The 17052-nt window shown below is 68.6% G+C and carries 17 protein-coding genes, 1 tRNA gene and 1 pseudogene; 10 read left to right on the forward strand and 9 right to left on the reverse strand.

Translation table 11 applies throughout. From position 1 onward, the window contains the following. From ACAG20_RS16095 to ACAG20_RS16110, 4 genes and pseudogenes are all read right to left on the reverse strand, one after another. Positions 1 to 103: pseudogene (locus tag ACAG20_RS16095) on the reverse strand (WXG100 family type VII secretion target); the annotation flags it as partial. Between the two features lie 45 nt (positions 104 to 148). After that, positions 149 to 1429 carry a PPE family protein gene (locus ACAG20_RS16100; protein ID WP_370493406.1) on the reverse strand — a complete coding sequence of 427 codons (1281 nt, stop codon included), beginning with the start codon at positions 1427 to 1429 and terminating at the stop codon, positions 149 to 151. A gap of 6 nt (positions 1430 to 1435) precedes the next feature. Then, positions 1436 to 2674, reverse strand: coding sequence for a PPE family protein (locus ACAG20_RS16105; protein WP_370493292.1), 1239 nt, complete (start codon positions 2672 to 2674; stop codon positions 1436 to 1438). Between the two features lie 9 nt (positions 2675 to 2683). Next, positions 2684 to 2983, reverse strand: coding sequence for a PE family protein (locus ACAG20_RS16110; RefSeq protein WP_112685955.1), 300 nt, complete (start codon positions 2981 to 2983; stop codon positions 2684 to 2686). A gap of 493 nt (positions 2984 to 3476) precedes the next feature. Between ACAG20_RS16110 and ACAG20_RS16115 the strand changes: the two genes are divergently transcribed. After that, positions 3477 to 3782: a DUF732 domain-containing protein gene (locus ACAG20_RS16115; RefSeq protein ID WP_370493293.1), complete on the forward strand. Its 306-nt coding sequence runs from the start codon at positions 3477 to 3479 to the stop codon at positions 3780 to 3782. Between the two features lie 89 nt (positions 3783 to 3871). Then, a tRNA-Leu gene (locus ACAG20_RS16120) sits at positions 3872 to 3948 on the forward strand. Between the two features lie 5 nt (positions 3949 to 3953). On the opposite strand, the gene arsM is transcribed toward ACAG20_RS16120, so the two are convergent. Then, positions 3954 to 4733: an arsenite methyltransferase gene (gene arsM / locus ACAG20_RS16125; RefSeq protein WP_370493294.1), complete on the reverse strand. Its 780-nt coding sequence runs from the start codon at positions 4731 to 4733 to the stop codon at positions 3954 to 3956. Positions 4734 to 4821: 88 nt separating this feature from the next. Here arsM and ACAG20_RS16130 point away from each other — a divergent pair, with 88 nt between their 5' ends. From ACAG20_RS16130 to ACAG20_RS16150, 5 genes are all read left to right on the forward strand, one after another. Then, positions 4822 to 5202, forward strand: coding sequence for a metalloregulator ArsR/SmtB family transcription factor (locus tag ACAG20_RS16130; RefSeq protein ID WP_112685961.1), 381 nt, complete (start codon positions 4822 to 4824; stop codon positions 5200 to 5202). Between the two features lie 385 nt (positions 5203 to 5587). Continuing rightward, positions 5588 to 6658 (forward strand): YncE family protein, encoded by a 1071-nt coding sequence (locus ACAG20_RS16135; RefSeq protein WP_370493295.1) that lies wholly within the window; start codon positions 5588 to 5590, stop codon positions 6656 to 6658. 42 nt (positions 6659 to 6700) lie between these two features. After that, positions 6701 to 8341, forward strand: coding sequence for a long-chain fatty acid--CoA ligase (locus tag ACAG20_RS16140; RefSeq protein ID WP_370493296.1), 1641 nt, complete (start codon positions 6701 to 6703; stop codon positions 8339 to 8341). Continuing rightward, complete coding sequence (locus ACAG20_RS16145) at positions 8341 to 9399, forward strand: dihydrodipicolinate reductase (RefSeq protein WP_370493297.1); 1059 nt, start codon at positions 8341 to 8343, stop codon at positions 9397 to 9399. The genes ACAG20_RS16140 and ACAG20_RS16145 overlap by 1 nt, the downstream gene beginning before the upstream one ends. 36 nt (positions 9400 to 9435) lie before the next feature. Beyond that, positions 9436 to 10299, forward strand: coding sequence for a patatin-like phospholipase family protein (locus ACAG20_RS16150; RefSeq protein ID WP_370493298.1), 864 nt, complete (start codon positions 9436 to 9438; stop codon positions 10297 to 10299). Here ACAG20_RS16150 and ACAG20_RS16155 read toward each other — a convergent pair. After that, positions 10296 to 11270, reverse strand: coding sequence for a patatin-like phospholipase family protein (locus tag ACAG20_RS16155; protein WP_234825644.1), 975 nt, complete (start codon positions 11268 to 11270; stop codon positions 10296 to 10298). The genes ACAG20_RS16150 and ACAG20_RS16155 overlap by 4 nt on opposite strands. 292 nt (positions 11271 to 11562) lie before the next feature. Between ACAG20_RS16155 and ACAG20_RS16160 the strand changes: the two genes are divergently transcribed. After that, a complete protein-coding gene (locus ACAG20_RS16160; RefSeq protein WP_112685971.1) occupies positions 11563 to 12093 on the forward strand; it encodes a cysteine dioxygenase family protein in 531 nt (176 codons plus the stop codon). A 32-nt stretch (positions 12094 to 12125) separates the two neighbouring features. Then, the gene (locus ACAG20_RS16165; protein ID WP_370493407.1) at positions 12126 to 12557 is read left to right on the forward strand and encodes a rhodanese-like domain-containing protein; all 432 of its coding nucleotides are present in this window, start codon (positions 12126 to 12128) and stop codon (positions 12555 to 12557) included. Here ACAG20_RS16165 and ACAG20_RS16170 read toward each other — a convergent pair. Genes ACAG20_RS16170 through ACAG20_RS16180 form a run of 3 tightly spaced genes read right to left on the reverse strand, consistent with a single transcriptional unit; the run spans position 12489 to position 15966 of the window. After that, on the reverse strand, positions 12489 to 14138 hold the full coding sequence (locus ACAG20_RS16170) for an alpha/beta hydrolase (RefSeq protein WP_370493299.1): 1650 nt from the start codon (positions 14136 to 14138) through the stop codon (positions 12489 to 12491). The genes ACAG20_RS16165 and ACAG20_RS16170 overlap by 69 nt on opposite strands. A 4-nt stretch (positions 14139 to 14142) precedes the next feature. Next, complete coding sequence (locus tag ACAG20_RS16175) at positions 14143 to 14916, reverse strand: enoyl-CoA hydratase (protein ID WP_370493300.1); 774 nt, start codon at positions 14914 to 14916, stop codon at positions 14143 to 14145. A gap of 12 nt (positions 14917 to 14928) precedes the next feature. Continuing rightward, the gene (locus ACAG20_RS16180; protein WP_370493301.1) at positions 14929 to 15966 is read right to left on the reverse strand and encodes an enoyl-CoA hydratase/isomerase family protein; all 1038 of its coding nucleotides are present in this window, start codon (positions 15964 to 15966) and stop codon (positions 14929 to 14931) included. Positions 15967 to 16132: 166 nt separating this feature from the next. Between ACAG20_RS16180 and ACAG20_RS16185 the strand changes: the two genes are divergently transcribed. Beyond that, positions 16133 to 16996: a Bax inhibitor-1/YccA family protein gene (locus tag ACAG20_RS16185; protein ID WP_370493302.1), complete on the forward strand. Its 864-nt coding sequence runs from the start codon at positions 16133 to 16135 to the stop codon at positions 16994 to 16996. Positions 16997 to 17052: the final 56 nt, after the last annotated feature.

Below are 17052 nucleotides of genomic sequence, written 5' to 3' on the forward strand. Positions count from 1 at the left end.
CCCACATCCGGCGAGCCTCATCCTCCACCGTCTGCGCGTGAACGTCGAAACGCCCCGCCATCGCCCGCATCGCATCCGGGTCGGTCATAAAACGTGCTGCCACTTGTCTCTCCTTGTCTGAACTTGATTGTCGTAGCGTGGATTTCCGTTATCCGGCGACGACCGGCCGGGCCATCACCGTCGGCTTGAAACCGTAGCGGGGGGTACCGAGGCCGAAGCCGCCCCGGTCGGCGCCCAGCGGCATCCCGCCGGGCATGGCCGCCATCGATTCGATCTCCTCCGGGGCGGCCGACCAGCTGCTGGCCTGCAACGCGTCGCCGGTGGCGGCGGTGCCCGCCGGGGCGGCCGCGGCCCACGCCGGCGGCGCGGACAACTCACCAACCAGGGTCGCCTGGCCCACGCCCGCCGATATCGCCGGCGTGGTGGCACTCGCGGTGAACGCGCCGGCTGCCGCCGATGCCGCGCCCGCGGTGCCACCGCCCAGTGCGCCCAGGCTGCTCAGTGGCCCACCGGGTGCCAGCAGGGCACCGATGCCGGCGCCCGCCGACCCACCACCCAGGGCGTTGAAACCGCTGCCGGAGAAGAAGGTGGTCATGGTCGGGATCAAGCTCGCCGGCGTGAACGCCGCCGATGTCCCCACGAAGCTCATCCCGCCGTTGAGCGGGTAGGTCAGCAGCGAGACGACACCGTTGATGGACGCATTCCTGAAGAAGGCTTCCACGAGCCCGGCGAGCGTGGGCGGTGGCAGGTCGGTCGGCGCCGGCGAGGTCAGTGTCTGTAGCGCATTGGGCAGCGACGAGATCAGCTGTGCGGTCTGTGCGTTCTGCGCGGTCTGAGCGGTGCTGGCTGCTGCGGTCGCGTTGGCCTGGCCGACGGCTGCGGCCTGGTTGGCCGTTCCGTCGGGGTTGGTGGTCTGGTTGGGCTCGCTGAACGGTGTCACCTGAGTCGCCGTCGCCGAGGACGCCGCGTAGCTGTACATGACGTTGGCGGCCTGTGCCCACATCTCGAGATACTGGGCGTCGCTGGCCATGATCGCGGCGGAGTTCTGGCCGACGACGTTGGTGGCCACCAGTTGCTTCTGTTGGGCGCGGTTGGCCGCGATCACGGCCGGGGGAGGAGTGGCCCCATGAGCCGCCTCGAACGCGGCCGCTGCAGCTGTGGCCCGAGAGGCGGTGTCCTCCGCCTTCGCCAAGGTGTCGGTCATCCACGCCAGATAGGGCTTGGTGGCGGCAGTCATCGACACCGATGCCGGTCCCATCCACGCTTCGTCGACAAGCTGCGTCAGCGTCGTCTCATAGGAGGTCAACGCCGAGGAGATCTCCGCGGCAAGCCCGCGCCAGGCGGAGGCGACGGCCATCATCGGTGTCGAGCCGGGGCCGGCGTAGAGCCGTCCGGAGTTGACCTCCGGTGGCAGGATCGCGTAGTCGATCATGGGTCACACCACCATCGGCTTCGGCATGAATTTGGGCCTGAATCCGTAACGTGGAGTGCCGTAGTTCATTCCGGGCCGCCCGGCCCCGGTCGGAACCGGCGGGGGCACGGAGGCCATGTTGTTGTGGGTCTCGGCGGGGACCGCCCAGCCGGCGGGCTGCGAGGCAAGGGATGCGGCACCGGCCGGAGTGGCCGCCGACCAGCTCGCGGGCGCCGAGAACGAGGTCCCGACCAGGGACGCCTGCCCCATGGTGGCGGCGACGCTCGGGGTCACCGAGCTCACCCCGACGGCGCTGCTGATCCCTCCGCCGAGCGCACCGAGGGCACCGAGTGCGCCTCCGGGACTCAGCGCCGCTCCCAGTCCGCTTCCGAGCGCGCTGCCGCCCGCGGTGCTCAATCCGCCGCCGGTCATGTAACCGATGAGGCTGGGCAGCAGGCTGGACGGGATGAAGGCCGCGCCGGTGCCCATGGTGTTGAACAAGCTGTACAGCGGGGTGCCCAGGAAGTATCCGACACCGTTCAACGGATCGTTGTACAGAAACTCGATGGCGGACTCGATCCAATCGGTCGACGCCGCGACTCCGGTAGGCGGCGACGCCATGCTCTGCAGCGCATTCGGCAACGACGAAATCAGCTGTGACACTTGAGCGTTGTGCCCCGCTGCGGTTCCAGCAGCATGGGCAACCGCGGCGGCCTGGCCGCCCTGGCCGGCCGGATTGGTGGCCTGGGCGGGCGCACTGAACGGGGTGACTTGCGACGCGGTGGCCGATCCGCCGGCGTAGCCGTACATCGCGGCGGCGTCCTGGGCCCACATCTCGGCGTAGAGCGCATCGAGGGCCGCGATCGCCGGCGTGTTGATACCCAGGATGTTGGTCGCGACCAGCGCGGACTGCTGCACCCGGTTGGTCGACACCACCGCCGGCGGCACCGTGGCCGCCCGGGCCGTCTCGAATGCCATCGCGGCGGCAGTGGCCTGGCTGGCGGCCTGCTCGGCGAGCGTGGCGGTGGTGTCCATCCAGGCGATGTAGGGCGTGGCCGCCGCGGACATCGAGGCCGAACCGGGACCGAGCCATTCCTCGCCGGCCAGTTGCGTGATCACCGTGTCGTAGGAGTGAGCGGCGGCGGCCAGTTCGGCGGCCAGGGTGCGCCAGGCCGAGGCGGCCGACATCATCGGTGCCGACCCCGGGCCGGTGTACATGCGCCCGGAGTTGACCTCGGGGGGCAGCGCGCCGTAATCGAGCATCGGTGCCGCCTAGCCGGCCGCGATGGCGTTGGCGGCTTCGGTGGCCGCGTACGACTCGGCACTGCTGTTCAACGTTGCCACGAACATCTCGTGGATGGCGGCGGCCTGCGCGGCGACCGATTGGTAAAGGCTGGCGTGCGTGGCGAACTGCGCGGCGGTCAGCGCCGACACCTCGTCGGCGGCGGCGGGAACCACACCGGTGGTTGGTGCGGACGCGGCGGCGTTCTGGGCGTTGAGCGCCGAACCGATCGCCTGCAGGTTGCCGGCGGCGGCCGCCAGCGCCTCTGGCTGCGTAGTCACGAAAGACATCTGGACTTCTCCTCACGGAACGGATGCTTGTCGGTTCTTGCGACCACGGTCCCGTATCACCGGCCGATTGTGAAAGCTGGTTAACCGCTTCTTAACCCGTTGCGCGAACTTTTTACGAGGGTGGGCAGCCTGACGGCGACGGGCGACAGCGGCCGTCACCACGGGCGAGTGCTGGCGCAGGTGGGCGTCGCCGAGCCAAAAGCAGTGCAAGAACGGCATTCGATGACCTCCACCGGGTTTCGAGGCCACCGTGCGACGACTCTGCGACGACGAGCCCGCACTGTGTCCGCGACGGCATTCCTGGCGGTAGTCATGGATCACCAAAGTAGCTGCTGCGCAACAGGTTACCGTCGATATCGGTGACTTCGTCGAAGTGCCCACCGCCGGAGCCGCCGTCAGTGTGAGGCCCTGGTAACGCGGATTTAACACGCGGATCCGGGGGAGTAAATGGTCCGTAACACGCCTTTAACCAACCCTAGGGAGACTACGGGCCATGAAACGGTTTCTGCTGCTAGCAGGGGTTACCGCCATGATGAGCCTTGCGGCGCCCGTCCACGCCGAACCGGTCGGCAGCGACACCGCCTTCCTGACCGCGCTGTCGGGAGCAGGCCTGAGCCACCGGGGGTCTGACCAGGTGGCGATCTCCGCCGGTCACTCGGTGTGCCAGTTGATGGACGCCGGCCTGAGCCCGATGGACACCGTTGTCGCGGTGCAGACCACCAATCCGGGTTTCACCCTGCAGCGCGCCGCCGAGTTCGCCCGCATCGCCGCGGTGAACTACTGCCCCGAGCACGCCTGAGACTGCCGGCATCCCTGCCGCCGTCCCTTTGCCGCGCACCCGAGTGCCGGTGGGAAACCATTACCGTTGCCGCGTTAGATTCGCCACGGGCCCCCATAGCCCAATTGGCAGAGGCAGCGGACTTAAAATCCGCCCAGTCTGGGTTCGAGTCCCAGTGGGGGCACCAGTCGATCAGGCCGGCTTGTCCGCCCGGATGATCGCGGCGTGCATCCCGTCGGCCACCGCGTGAGTGAAGCTCACCGAGGCGCCGGTGAACCCGGCTGCGGCCAGACCGTCTAAGTACTCCTGCTGCGACAGCGCCCCGGCGATGCAGCCCACGTGCGAGCCCCGTTCTGCTCGTTGGGCCGGGCTGAGGTGGTTCTCGGCCACCACGTCGGAGATGCCGATGCGCCCGCCCGGGACCAGGACCCGGAACATCTCGGCGAGTACGCCGGGTTTGTCGACGGACAGGTTGATCACGCAATTGGAGATCACCACGTCGACGGCGGCGTCGGGCAGCGGAATGTTCTCGATGGTGCCCTTGCGGAACTCGACGTTGTCCAGGCCGGCCTTCGCCTTGTTCGCCTCGGCCAGCGCGAGCATCTCGTCGGTCATGTCGACGCCGTAGGCGAACCCCTCCGGGCCCACCCGACGCGCCGAGAGCAGGACGTCGATGCCGCCGCCCGAACCCAGATCCAGCACGCGTTCGCCCGCCCGGAGATCGGCGATTGCGGTCGGGTCCCCGCAACCCAGACTTGCCGTGACGGCCTCGATGGGCAGTTGGGAGTGCGCCCCGGCGTCGTAGAGGCCGGCCCCGAAGATGGTGCCGACGTCGACGGAGTCGCTGGAGCCGCAACAACTCGCGGCGGTGAGCACTTCACTGTTGGTGGCCCCGCTACCGATCGCGGTGGCGGCCTCGCCGTAGCGGGCTCGAACCTGCTCCCGCAACTCGGGTCCGGCATCCTCGGTCATCTCGCACTCCTTTCATCGACGGTCGTCTATGCGAAAGCATCCTCCAATGAATAGATGATTGTCAATGCGTTCGTGGCATACTGCTGTCATGGCAGGCGAAACCGGCTCGGCGCCACCCGCCGACTCGCCGCTGGCCGACGACCTCGCGCTGTGCTGTGCGCCGATCACCGGCGCCGCGCTGGATGCGGCCGCGGCCGAGCGGCTGGCCGCTGTGCTCAAGGCGCTCGCGGAGCCCACCCGGTTGCGGCTGGTGTCGTTGATCGCCGGCCACGACGGCGCCGAGGCGTGCGTCTGCGACCTGACCGCGCCGGTGGGGCTGACCCAGCCGACGGTCTCGCATCACCTGAAGACGCTGGTGGACGCCGGGCTGCTGGAACGGTCGCAGCGGGGCAAGTGGGCTTACTACCGGATCGTGCCCGGCGCGCTGACGGCGCTGGCCGGCGTCTTCGCCCCGGTCCCGACCGGCTAACCATCCCGTCGCCATCCTGCCGGACGGCTCGCCCATACCCCGCCGTCCGAGCTTTTGCAAGGGCCAGTGATCAGAACGACCGAATTCATTCGGCCAGATTTCTTAGTTTCTTAATCAAAACTAATTGGGATGCAGATCACAAGTTAGCCTGAACCGGCAACAGCACTGGTCAATACGGGCAGCAGAGCTTGCTGGTAGCCCCCGCCCTACGCTGTGTCGGCCGCCGCCGACTGGGGTCTGTGGGATTAACCTGCGACCTCGATCACAATAGCTACGACATTTTCCTTTTACCCCGAATTCACCGCTACGATCGACCGAACACCCCGTCCTGGCAACCCCGGTCGTACTGACCGCGCCACTGCGGCAGCTACGCGGGGAGTGCGCAATGGCGATACGAAATGTGATCGATGGGAGCGATGTGGACGACGTGGTGGCTTACGGATTGACCGGCCCTGGAGCTCGCATCGTCGACCGCGTGCGGATCGACCGCGGCCCGATCGGCGGCGTCGCCGTCACCGCCGACGGCACCCGGCTGCTGGCCACCAACTACGGCGATGACACCGTCTCGGTCATCGACACCGCCAGCTGCACCGTCGTGGCCACCGTGTTCCAGGCCGACGAGCCGTTCTCGATCGCCGTCGGCCCCGCCGGAACCGCGCGGGCCTACGTCACCGCCGGCTCCATGGCGCTCGACGCCGTCCTGGCGATCGACGTCGACGCTGCCGAGGTCACCGGGTGCTACCCGGTCGCCATGGGCATCGGAGACCTGGTCGCCGACCCGATGGGCAGCCGGGTCTATGCCACCCGCACCGGTTCCACCGGCATCGAGGTGCTGGCGCTCGATGCGACCATGCGTCCCGCCGGGGCCGTCCGGGTGGCCGGCGATCCGGCAGCGGCCGCCGCCTGCCTGCGGATCAGCCCCGACGGTCGGCGGCTCTACGTGGCGGTCCGGCAGCCTACCGGCGACACCGTTACCGTCCTGGACCGGCAACTCAACGTCGTCGACGTCATCAAGGTCGCCTCGACCGTCGTCGATGTCGCCGTCAGCGCCGATGGCGCCCGGCTGTTCGTCGCCACCAGCGGTCCCGACGGCCGCGGGGCCGTGAAGGTCGTCGACTCCCGCACCCACGCCGTCAGCGCCGGGTTCGTCGTCGACACCCAGCTCATCCAGCTGATCGTGAGCCGCAACGGCGACCGCGTCTACCTCGTCACCGCGGCCGGCATCCTGGTGATGTGCGCCCGCACCGACGAGGCCCTCGGTGCGCTGACCCTGACCACGGCGCCGTCGTGCGTGGCGGAGAGCCCGGACGGCAGCCGCCTGTACATCGCCGGCTTCGACGGTACGGTGGCCGTCGCCTCGCTGACCGACCTGCCGGCGCCGTCGGCGTCGCTGCACGAGCAGCTCGCACTCGACGACGCCGTCAGCCGGATGCTGCAACTCGAACCCGCGCTGTAGCCCCAGCCCCACGGCCGGTGCCGCGCATGGTCGAATAGGTCGATGCGCAGCACCATGCAGGACTGGCCGTTGACCATCGGCGCCATCTTGCGGCACGCCACCAGCATCCACGGCGACCGCACCGTGACGACCATGACCGGCGACGGGTTCCACACCACCAGCTACCGCGAGTTGGGCGGCCAGGTCGCCCGCCTGGCGAATGCCCTGCGGCGACTTGGCATCAACGGTGACGAGCGGGTCGCCACATTCATGTGGAACAACACCGAACACCTGGCCGCCTACCTGGCGGTGCCGGCCATGGGTGCGGTGCTGCACACCCCCAACATCCGGTTATTCGCCGAGCAGATCGTGTTCGTCGCCAACGAGGCCGAGGACCGGGTGATCCTGGTCGACATCTCGCTGGCGCCACAGTTGGCGCCGGTGCTGGCACAGCTGCACACCGTGCACACCGTGATCGTGGTCGGCGACGGCGACACGAGCGCTTTGAAGGCACTGGGATCCGCCGGCAAGTCCGTGCTGCGCTACGCCGACGTGCTGGCGGCCGAAGCGGGCGAGTTCGACTGGCCGGTCATCGACGAGAACTCGGCGGCCGCCATGTGCTACACCAGCGGCACCACCGGCAATCCCAAGGGCGTGGTGTACAGCCACCGGTCCAGCTACCTGCACGCCATGGCGGCCTGCGCCGCCAACGGTGTCGGGATCGGGACGGATGACTCAGTGCTGCCGATCGTGCCGATGTTTCACGCCAACGCCTGGGGCCTGCCGTATGCGGCGCTGATGGCCGGGGCGGATCTGACGCTGCCCGACCGGCATCTGGACGCCCCGTCGCTGGTCGCCCTCATCGAGAAACTGCGGCCCACCGTGGCCGGTGCGGTGCCGACGATCTGGAACGACGTCCTGCACTACCTGGATCGTGAACCGGGCCATGACATCTCGTCTCTGCGCCAAGTGGTCTGCGGTGGTTCCGCGGTGCCGGTCTCGCTGATGCGCGCCTTCGAGCACAAGCACGGGGTGCAGGTCCGCCAGCTGTGGGGGATGACCGAGACATCACCGCTGGCCACCTTGGCGTGGCCGCCGCCGGGCACCGGCGAAGACCGGCACTGGGCACTGCGTGGCACCCAGGGCCGGCCGATCTGCGGGGTCGAGGCGCGGATCGTCGACGACGACGGGCGACCGCTGCCCAACGACGGCGTTGCGGTGGGCGAACTGGAGGTCCGCGGCCCGTGGATCACCGGCTCCTACTACCGCGGCCAGGACGAGTCGAAATTCGCCTCCGGCTGGCTGCGCACCGGCGACGTGGGCCGCATCGACGCGCAGGGTTTCATCACCTTGACCGACCGCGCCAAGGACGTGATCAAGTCCGGCGGAGAGTGGATCTCCTCGGTGGAGCTGGAGAACGAGCTGATCGCCCACCCCGACGTGATCGAGGCCGCGGTGGTCGGGGTCCCCGACGAACGCTGGCAGGAACGGCCGCTGGCCGTGGTGGTGGCCCGGGCGGGTGCCGCCGTCACCCCCGCCGAACTGCGAAGCTTCTTGTCCGACAAGGTTGCCCGGTGGTGGCTACCGGAGCGCTGGACATTCATCGACACCATTCCGCGCACCAGCGTCGGCAAGTACGACAAGAAGACCATCCGGGCCCGCTACTCCGACAACGAATATCAGGTAAGCGAGGTGCGTGACTGATGACTCTGCGCGTGATCCAGTGGGCAACCGGTGGGGTCGGCGTCGCCGCGATCAAAGGTGTGCTCGAACACCCCGATCTCGAGCTGGTCGGCTGTTGGGTGCACTCGAAATCCAAGAGCGGCAAGGACGTCGGGGAGATCATCGGGACCGCACCGCTGGGCGTGACCACGACCAGCGACATCGACGAGGTGCTGGCTTTGGACGCCGACGCCGTCATCTACGCGCCGCTGGTGGCCAATGTGGAGGAGGTCGCCGCACTGCTGCGTTCCGGCAAGAACGTTGTCACGCCGGTGGGTTGGGTCTATCCCACCGCGCGGTCGGCTGCGCCGCTGGAAGCGGCTGCGCAGGCCGGCAATGCTTCGCTGCATGGTGTCGGTATCGCCCCCGGTGCTGCCAGCGAGCTGTTCCCGCTGCTGCTGTCGGTGATGTCCACCGGGGTGACTTTTGTTCGGTGCGAAGAGTTTTCCGATCTGCGGACCTACGGTGCCCCGGACGTGCTGCGCCACGTGATGGGGTTCGGTGGCACGCCCGACAGTGCGTTGACCGGACCGATGCAGAAAATACTCGACAGCGGCTTCGTGCAATCGGTGCGACTGTGCGTGGACCGGCTGGGTTTCGCCGCCGACGACCGGATCCGCTCATCGCAGGAGGTGGCGGTGGCCACCGCGCCGATCGACTCTCCGATCGGTGTCATCGAACCCGGTCAGGTCGCCGCCCGCCGGTTCCACTGGGAGGCGACGGTCGGTGACGAGGTGGTGGTACGGGTGACGGTCAACTGGCTGATGGGTGAGGAGAACCTCGATCCGCCCTGGAATTTCGGCCCGGCGAAGGAGCGCTACGAGATGGAGGTGCAGGGCAATCCGAACACGTTCGTCACCGTCAAGGGCTGGCAGCCCGAGACCGTCGAGGAGGGGCTGAAGAGCAACCCGGGCGTCGTAGCGACCGCCGCGCACTGCGTCAACGCCGTCCCGGCGACCTGCGCGGCCCCGGCCGGCGTCGTCGGATTCTTCGATCTGCCGCTCATCACCGGCCGGGCCGCACCCGCTCTGGCGCGGTGAACGAGCTGGCCGCAGTGTTGGCGCGCTGACCCGGCGATGGCGACAGGTAAACGGGCCCTGGTGCTCGCCGGTGGGGGAGTGGCGGGCATCGCCTGGGAGACCGGCGTGCTGTGCGGCATCGCTGACGAGTCCCCAGCCACCGCGGCAGCGCTGCTGGAATCCGATGTGCTGGTCGGGACCTCGGCCGGGTCGGCGGTCAGCGGCCAGATCAGCAGCGGAGCCGGTCTCGACGAGCTGTTCGCCCGGCAGGTGGCCGAGACCTCGTCCGAACTCGACCCCGGGGTGGGCGTCGAGGGGATCGCCGAGCTGTTCCTGGCGGCCATGACCGAGCCGAACACCACGGCCGCCCAGCAGATGCAGCGCATCGGCGCGGTGGCGCTGGCCACCGAGACGGTTCCGGCCGCGGTGCGCCGGCAGGTGATCGAGCACCGGCTTCCCTCGCATCGGTGGCCGCAGCGCTGCCTGCGGATCACCGCGATAGACATCGACACCGGCGAGCTGACGGTGTTCGACCGGGACTCGGGAGTCGACCTCGTCGACGCGGTGGCGGCCAGTTGTGCCGTGCCCGGCGTCTGGCCACCGGTGGTGATCGGCGGACGGCGCTACATGGACGGCGGGATGCGCAGCGCAATCAACCTCGACGTCGCCGACGACTGTGACGTGGTCGTCGTACTGGTGCCTGCCGGGGAATCGGCGCCATCGCCGTTCAGTGCCGGTGCGGCCGCCGAGGTCGCGGCGTTCGACGGGCGGGCGTACGCGGTGTTCGCCGACGGTACGGCGCTGCGGGCCTTCGGCAGCAACCCGCTGGACCCCGCGTGCCGGGTGCCCTCGGCGCGGGCGGGCCGCGAGCAAGGCCGTCGGCACGCCGCCGCCATCGCCGAGTTCCTCGCCGTGGACTAACCGGATTTCGTGGCGTCGAGGGCGCGCCCGGTGAGTTCGCGGCCCACCTCGATCAATTCCGCGGCGCGGTGGAAGTCCAGGCTGCGGCAGGCAATACGCGGCACTTCGATGAGCAGATCCGGGGGGTGCGACGCCAGCTGATGGCGGGTCAGGGCCGCCTGGGCGATGTCGATGGTGCGGTTCATCACCTCGAAGCTGCCGAGTTTGGGCACCCCGGCCGCACCGGACGTGGCCTCCGCGGTGTCATCGTCGACGGGATCATCTTCGGTGTCGCCGCTGCTGAACCGGTCCAGGATCGCCCGTGCCGTGGGCCGATCCAGCAGCGACCGCGCCCCGCTGGTGTCCAGCAGCGCTGATGTGCTGCGCATCATCCGGTTCAGTCGCCCGGGCGCGCTCCGCTCGGCATCCTCCGAGGCCGGCCCGGCGGTCGCCGGGTCGCCGCCGCTGAGACTCACCGCCAGCGTCAGGTCGGCGTTGACGGCGCACAGCGGAGCCATCGGCAGCGGATCGAGAATGCCGCCGTCGGCGAGCAGGCGCCCGTCCACCACATGCGGAGCGATCACACCGGGAATGGCGATCGAGGCACGGATCGCAGTGTCAACCGGGCCGCGCTGCAGCCACACTGACTTGCCGGCGATCAGATCGGTCGCCACCGCGGTGTAGGGAATCGGCAGCTGTTCGATGTCGATGTCGCCGAGGATGTCCCGGACGACGTCGAGGATCTTCCCGGCCCGCAGCACCCCGGCGGCGGTAAACGACGGGTCCAACAGCCGCAACACCGCCCCCTGGGTCAGCGACTCGGCCCACTCGGCGAAGTCGTCGAGGCGGCCGGCCGCCTGCAGACCGCCAACCAGGGCACCCATCGAGGATCCGGAGATCCCGACGATGTCGTAACCGCGCTCGATCAGCTCGACGATCACGCCGATATGGGCGTAGCCGCGCGCACCGCCACTGCCCAGCACCAGCGACACTCTCGGCGCAGTTGTAGAGGCCATGCCTCCCATTTTGCGGGCCACGGCCGCCGGGTTTTCGGTCACCGTGATTACAAACCCGGTTTCGGGGCAACGATGCAGGTCACAGCCGGTGCGCCGACCGCGGCGCCTCGATCCGCGCCGGGCAGCGGGACGCCACCCGGCGCGCCGCAGCCACCTAGCATGGCTGCTGTGATGGAGCACGTCGGATTCCAGGGTTGTTGTTGCCGCAGCTGAGTGCTGCCGCCGACCCCTGTCTTGAATCCACCCCATCCGTTCTGGAGTTTTCACCATGGTTATTGCTGACCCTGTCGCGTTGCGGCGTTCGGCCCCCCGGCCCCGCTCGCTGCGCCTGCCCGACCTGCTGCAGACCACCGACCTGGCCGCCGATGCGGTGCTGGACGGCCGCTACCAGCACCTGCTGCCCCCGTCCGGCCTGCCGACCGACAACCGCTGGTTCACCCGGATCCACGGCGACGAGCGGCTCGACATCTGGCTGATCAGCTGGGTGCCGGGGCACGCCACCGAACTGCACGACCACGGCGATTCGCTGGGCGCGTTAACCGTGCTGTCCGGGGCGCTGGATGAATTCCATTGGGATGGCACGCAGTTGGCGCAGCGGCGGCTCGACGCCGGCGACCAAGCCTCGTTCTCGCGAGGCTGGGTGCATGACGTGGTCTGGGCGCCGTCACTCTCGGGCCCGACGCTGAGCGTGCACGCCTACTCACCGCCACTGGTCGAGATGTCCTACTACGACGTCGCACCCGATAACACGCTGCGCCGGCAGCGCACCGAACTCACCGAACACCCGGAGGCATCGTGACCACGACGCAGCTGACCAGTCGGATCGACGGGATGCTCGCCGCGGCGCGGGCACGACTGCACCGGATGACCGCCGCGGAGGTGCCCGCGGCGCTGCGTGACGGCGCCCTGCTGGTCGACATCCGACCGGAAGCCCAGCGCGTGCGGGAGGGGCAGGTGCCCGCCGCGCTGGTCATCGAACGCAATGTGCTGGAGTGGCGCTGCGACCCCACCAGCGACGCCCGGTTGCCGCAGGCGGTCGACGACGACGTGCAGTGGGTGATCCTGTGCTCGGAGGGCTACACCTCGAGCCTGGCCGCCGCCGCGCTGGTGGATCTGGGCCTGCATCGCGCCACCGATGTCATCGGCGGCTACCACGCCCTGGCGGCCGCTGGGGTGCTGGTGGAGCCGAAAGCATCACGCGTTCGAGTGCAGCAGCGGTCGGAGCCGCTCGGTTTTGCCTGGGGTCCACCCCGCTGGATGTAATATCGCCGCCCACGCATCGGCGGCATCGGCGGCATAGTGGTGACCGTGGCCTTCCGGCACGTCGACCGCCACCGCCATGTCGGCCGAGACCTGCAAGAACGTCACGATCGGTTTCCACTGCACCCGCGGCAGTACGTCGTAGCCGCGCGGTTCGGCCAGCCAGTCCGGCTTGCGGAACAACAGGTCCGGGTTCCACCAGGCGATCGGGTCCGAGGCGTGCTGCAGATACACCACCCGCGGCGTGGCCCACGGGGCGTCCGGCCGGGCCAGGTCGTCCGGGCGGGCGGCGAACCGCGCATGCCGGCCGCCGTCGTAGACCGGCAGCCATTGCGGGGAGCCGGGCTCGCGGTTGACGGTCAGGTCTTTCCAGATGGTGTTCTGAAACGTCGGCCCGGAGAACAGCGCGCCGTCGGTGCGCGCCAGCACATTGTTGAGGTTCATGAACGGCGCCTCGCCACCGAACGATCCGAGGCTCTCGCCGAACACCACCAGCTTGGGGCGTCGGGACTCCGGCATGGCCCGCACCTGCCCGTCGACCGCCTCGAACAGCGCCTGCCCGGCCTGACGGGCGTTCTCCTTGTCGACCAGAAATGACAGCCAGCTCGGCAGGAACGAATACTGCATGCTCACGATGGCGGTGTCGCCGTTGAACATGTACTCCAGCGCGCTGGCCTCTGCCTCGTTGATCCAGCCGGTGCCCGTCGTGGTGGCCACCGCGACCACGGCGCGGTTCAGTCCGCCGGTGCGGGCCAGTTCCGCCGCGGCCAGTTCGGCGGTCGCCTTGATCCCGTCGGCGGAATTCAGGCCGGCGTAGGCCCGGATGGGCTCGACGGCCGGTGTGCCGTTGAATGCGGTGAGCTGCGCGACGGTCGGTCCGCCGGCCGTGAAAATGCGGCCCTGATGGCCCAGTGACTCCCAGGACGCCAGCGAGTCCGGACCGCCCGACCGTAGTTGGCTGGTCGGGGCCGCCCGGTCGGGATCCATCTCGTTGTTGACTGCTGCGAAGGTGTTGTTCAACGTGCGCATGCTGAACTTCACCACCACGCCGTTGAGCAAGGCGACGGTCAGGCCCAGCAGCAGGGCTACCGTCACCACCAGCGAAACGCGCCGCGGCGCAACGCGGTTGAGCTGACGTGCCAGTGCGCGGCCCGCCATGCGGACCACCTGCCCGATCTCCACCAGCACGAACAACGTCAGTACCGCCAGCCCGCCCGCCATCGGGAAGCAGTACCAGGCCAGCTGCGGAACATCCATCAGCGAGCGCAGCTGCCGCTGCCAGTGGTAGACGCGGACGATCATCACCAGGTGGATGACGACGGCGGTCGGGATCAGCACGGCCCAGGCCCAGCCCGGCGCCGACGGGCTGCTGTCCGCGGATCGCATGTAGCGCACCAGCCACACGATGAGCACCCCGAGGCCGTAACCGGCGGCGCCGGATGCGCCGCTGACCAGGCCTTGGAACAGTGGCCCGCGGGGCAGCAGCGACGGCGTCATCGACAACCAGATGAAAACCAGGCCCATCGCGGTGCCGGTGTAGGTGTAATGCCGTATCCACCAAGGCCGTTCGGCCGACTCGGCCATCGTGCTAGCGGTGGCTGAAGTTCGGCGCGCGCTTCTCGGTGAACGCCGCCATACCCTCGGTCTGGTCCTCGGTGGCGAACGCCGAGTGGAACAGCCGGCGCTCGTAGAGTAGCCCCTCGGCCAGGGTGGATTCGAACGCGCGGTTGACCGCTTCCTTGGCCATCCGCGCGGCGGACAGGGACATTCCGGCGATGGTGGCCGCGACCTTTCCGGCTTCGGTCAACAGGTCGTCGGCCGGCACCACGCGGGAGACCAGGCCGCTGCGTTCGGCCTCGGCGGCATCGATGGTGCGGCCGGTCAGGATCAGATCCATGGCCTTGGCCTTGCCGATGGCCCGGGTCAGTCGCTGGGAGCCGCCCATGCCCGGCAGCACACCGAGTTTGATCTCCGGCTGGCCGAATTTGGCGGTGTCGGCGGCGATCAGCAGATCACACATCATCGCCAGTTCGCAGCCGCCGCCGAGGGCGTGGCCGGCGACCGCGGCGATCGTCGGGGTGCGCACCGCCGCCAGCTTGGACCAGGCGGCGAAGAAGTCCGCCGCGAACACCTCGGCGAAGCTCAGGTCGGCCATCTCTTTGATGTCGGCGCCGGCGGCGAACGCCTTGGCGCTTCCGGTGATGATGATCGCGCCGATGCCCGGGTCGGCGTCGAATTCCGCCGCGGCGGTGGTGACTTCGTTCATCACCTGGCTGTTGAGTGCATTGAGGGCCTGCGGCCGGTTCAAGGTGATGGTGCCGACGCGTCCGTCGCGGTCGACGAGGATCGTTTCGTAACTCATTTGAAGGACTCCTTAAAACACTAGATCGGGTTCAGCGGGGGCGAAATACGATTCGACGTCTGCGGAGCTCACCTCGGCCAGTGTCGCAGGCGACCACTGCGGGTTGCGGTCTTTGTCCACCAACTGGGCGCGGATCCCCTCCACCAGGTCATGGGAGCGCAGCGATGCATTCGACACCCGGAACTCTTGGATCAGAACGTCTTCCAGCGTGGCCAGCTCACCCGCCCGGCGCACCGATTCCAGTGTCACCGAGCAGGCGATCGGTGAGCGGGTGCCGATGAGTTCGGCGGCGGCGTTGGCCTCGGCGTCGGCATGTCCGGCCAGCGCGGCCACGATCTCGGCGACGGTGTCGTGGGCGTAGCACTCGTCGATCCAGTCACGGTGTGCGGCAAGCGCACTCGGTGGCGCGTCGACGGCGTGGCGCTGCAGTGCCTCGGTGACCCCGTCGGAGCGGATCGTCGCGGTGAAGTCGCCCAGCGCGGCGTGCGGCACATAGTGGTCGGCGAAACCCAGCTCGATGGCGTCCGCGCCGGAGAACGGCGCACCGGTCAGTGCCGCGTGCAGGCCGAGGTGGCCCGGCGCGCGGGAGAGCAGGTAGGTGCCGCCGACATCGGGGATGAAGCCGATGCCCACCTCCGGCATCGCCATCTTCGTCGTGTCGGTGACCACCCGGGTGTTGGCGTGCGCGCCGACTCCCACCCCACCGCCCATCACGATGCCGTCCATCAGCGACACGTACGGCTTGCTGTAGCCGCCGATCTGAGCGTTGAGGAGATATTCGTCGTGCCAGAACCGCCGCGCGTCGGCGCCGTCGGCCTTGGCGCTGTGATAGATCGCGACCACGTCGCCGCCGGCGCACAGTCCGCGCTCGCCGGCGCCGGACAGCACCACCGCGGTAACCGCCGGGTCGTCTGCCCAGGTAGAAAGCGCCGCGGTCATCGCGGTCACCATCGGCAGGTTGAGGGAGTTGATCGCCTGCGGGCGGTTCAGCGTCAGCAGACCGATCCCGTTCTCGACGCGGGCCAGTACCTCGTCAGATTCACTCGTCACGCCTTCGCAATGTAGATCCCTTCCCGCGGTCGCCGGTCCGCGGGTAAGGTTTGGCGGAGGAACGGCCCGCAGTCTGTTGGGAACCCCGGCGGGTCGTGGATCGTTGATCAAGTTGCTCGCACATTTCGTGTCGGAGCACAAGACAGCATTAGAGAGGATCGGGAAGGTGCGGGAGACCAGCAACCCGGTATTTCGTTCGTTGCCCAAGCAGGGCGGTTATGCACAGTTCGGCACTGGCTTAGGACAAGCCACCGCCGGCGCAACCCAGCAGGTGAGCCAGGGTTACCCCGGTCTGCAGAGCCCTCAGACCGACTACCAGCGGGAGGTCAGCCGCCCGCTCACCATCGACGACGTCGTCACCAAGACCGGCATGACGCTGGGGGTGCTCAGCATCGCCGCCGTGGTGTCGTTCTTCCTGGTCTCGGCCAATCAGGCACTGGCGGCCCCGCTGACCTTCATCGGCGCGTTCGGCGGCCTGGCGCTGGTCATGGTGGCCATGTTCACCCGCCGGCAGGACAGTAAGACGCTGGTGCTCAGCTACGCGGTGCTGGAGGGGCTGTTCCTCGGCGCCATCTCGTTCGTGCTGACCGCGGTCACTGTCGGAACCAGTAACGCCGGTTCGATGATCGGCCAGGCGGTGATGGGCACTTTGGGGGTGTTCGGCGGCATGCTCGTGGTCTACAAGACCGGCGCCATCCGCGTCACCCCGAAGTTCACCCGAATGGTCGTCGGCGCCCTGTTTGGTGTGCTGGCCCTGATGATCGGCAACCTGGTGCTGTCGCTGTTCGGTGTCGGCGGTGGTGAGGGACTGGGTCTGCGCAGCGGCGGCACGCTGGCGATCATCTTCTCGCTGGTCTGCATCGGGATCGCCGCGTTCAGCTTCCTGATCGACTTCGACGCGGCAGACCAACTGATCCGGGCCGGGGCGCCGGAGAAGGCCGCCTGGGGTATCGCCCTGGGTCTGACGGTGACGCTGGTCTGGCTGTACCTGGAGATCCTGCGTCTGCTCAGCTACTTCCAGAGCGAATAGCCTTCCGCTTTCCCCGTTGACTCTGCGCTGGGGCGCAAAGGTGCGCGTAGCACCAG

Source organism: Mycobacterium sp. pW045, from assembly GCF_041287085.1.
Classification (GTDB): Bacteria; Actinomycetota; Actinomycetes; order Mycobacteriales; family Mycobacteriaceae; genus Mycobacterium; species Mycobacterium algericum_A.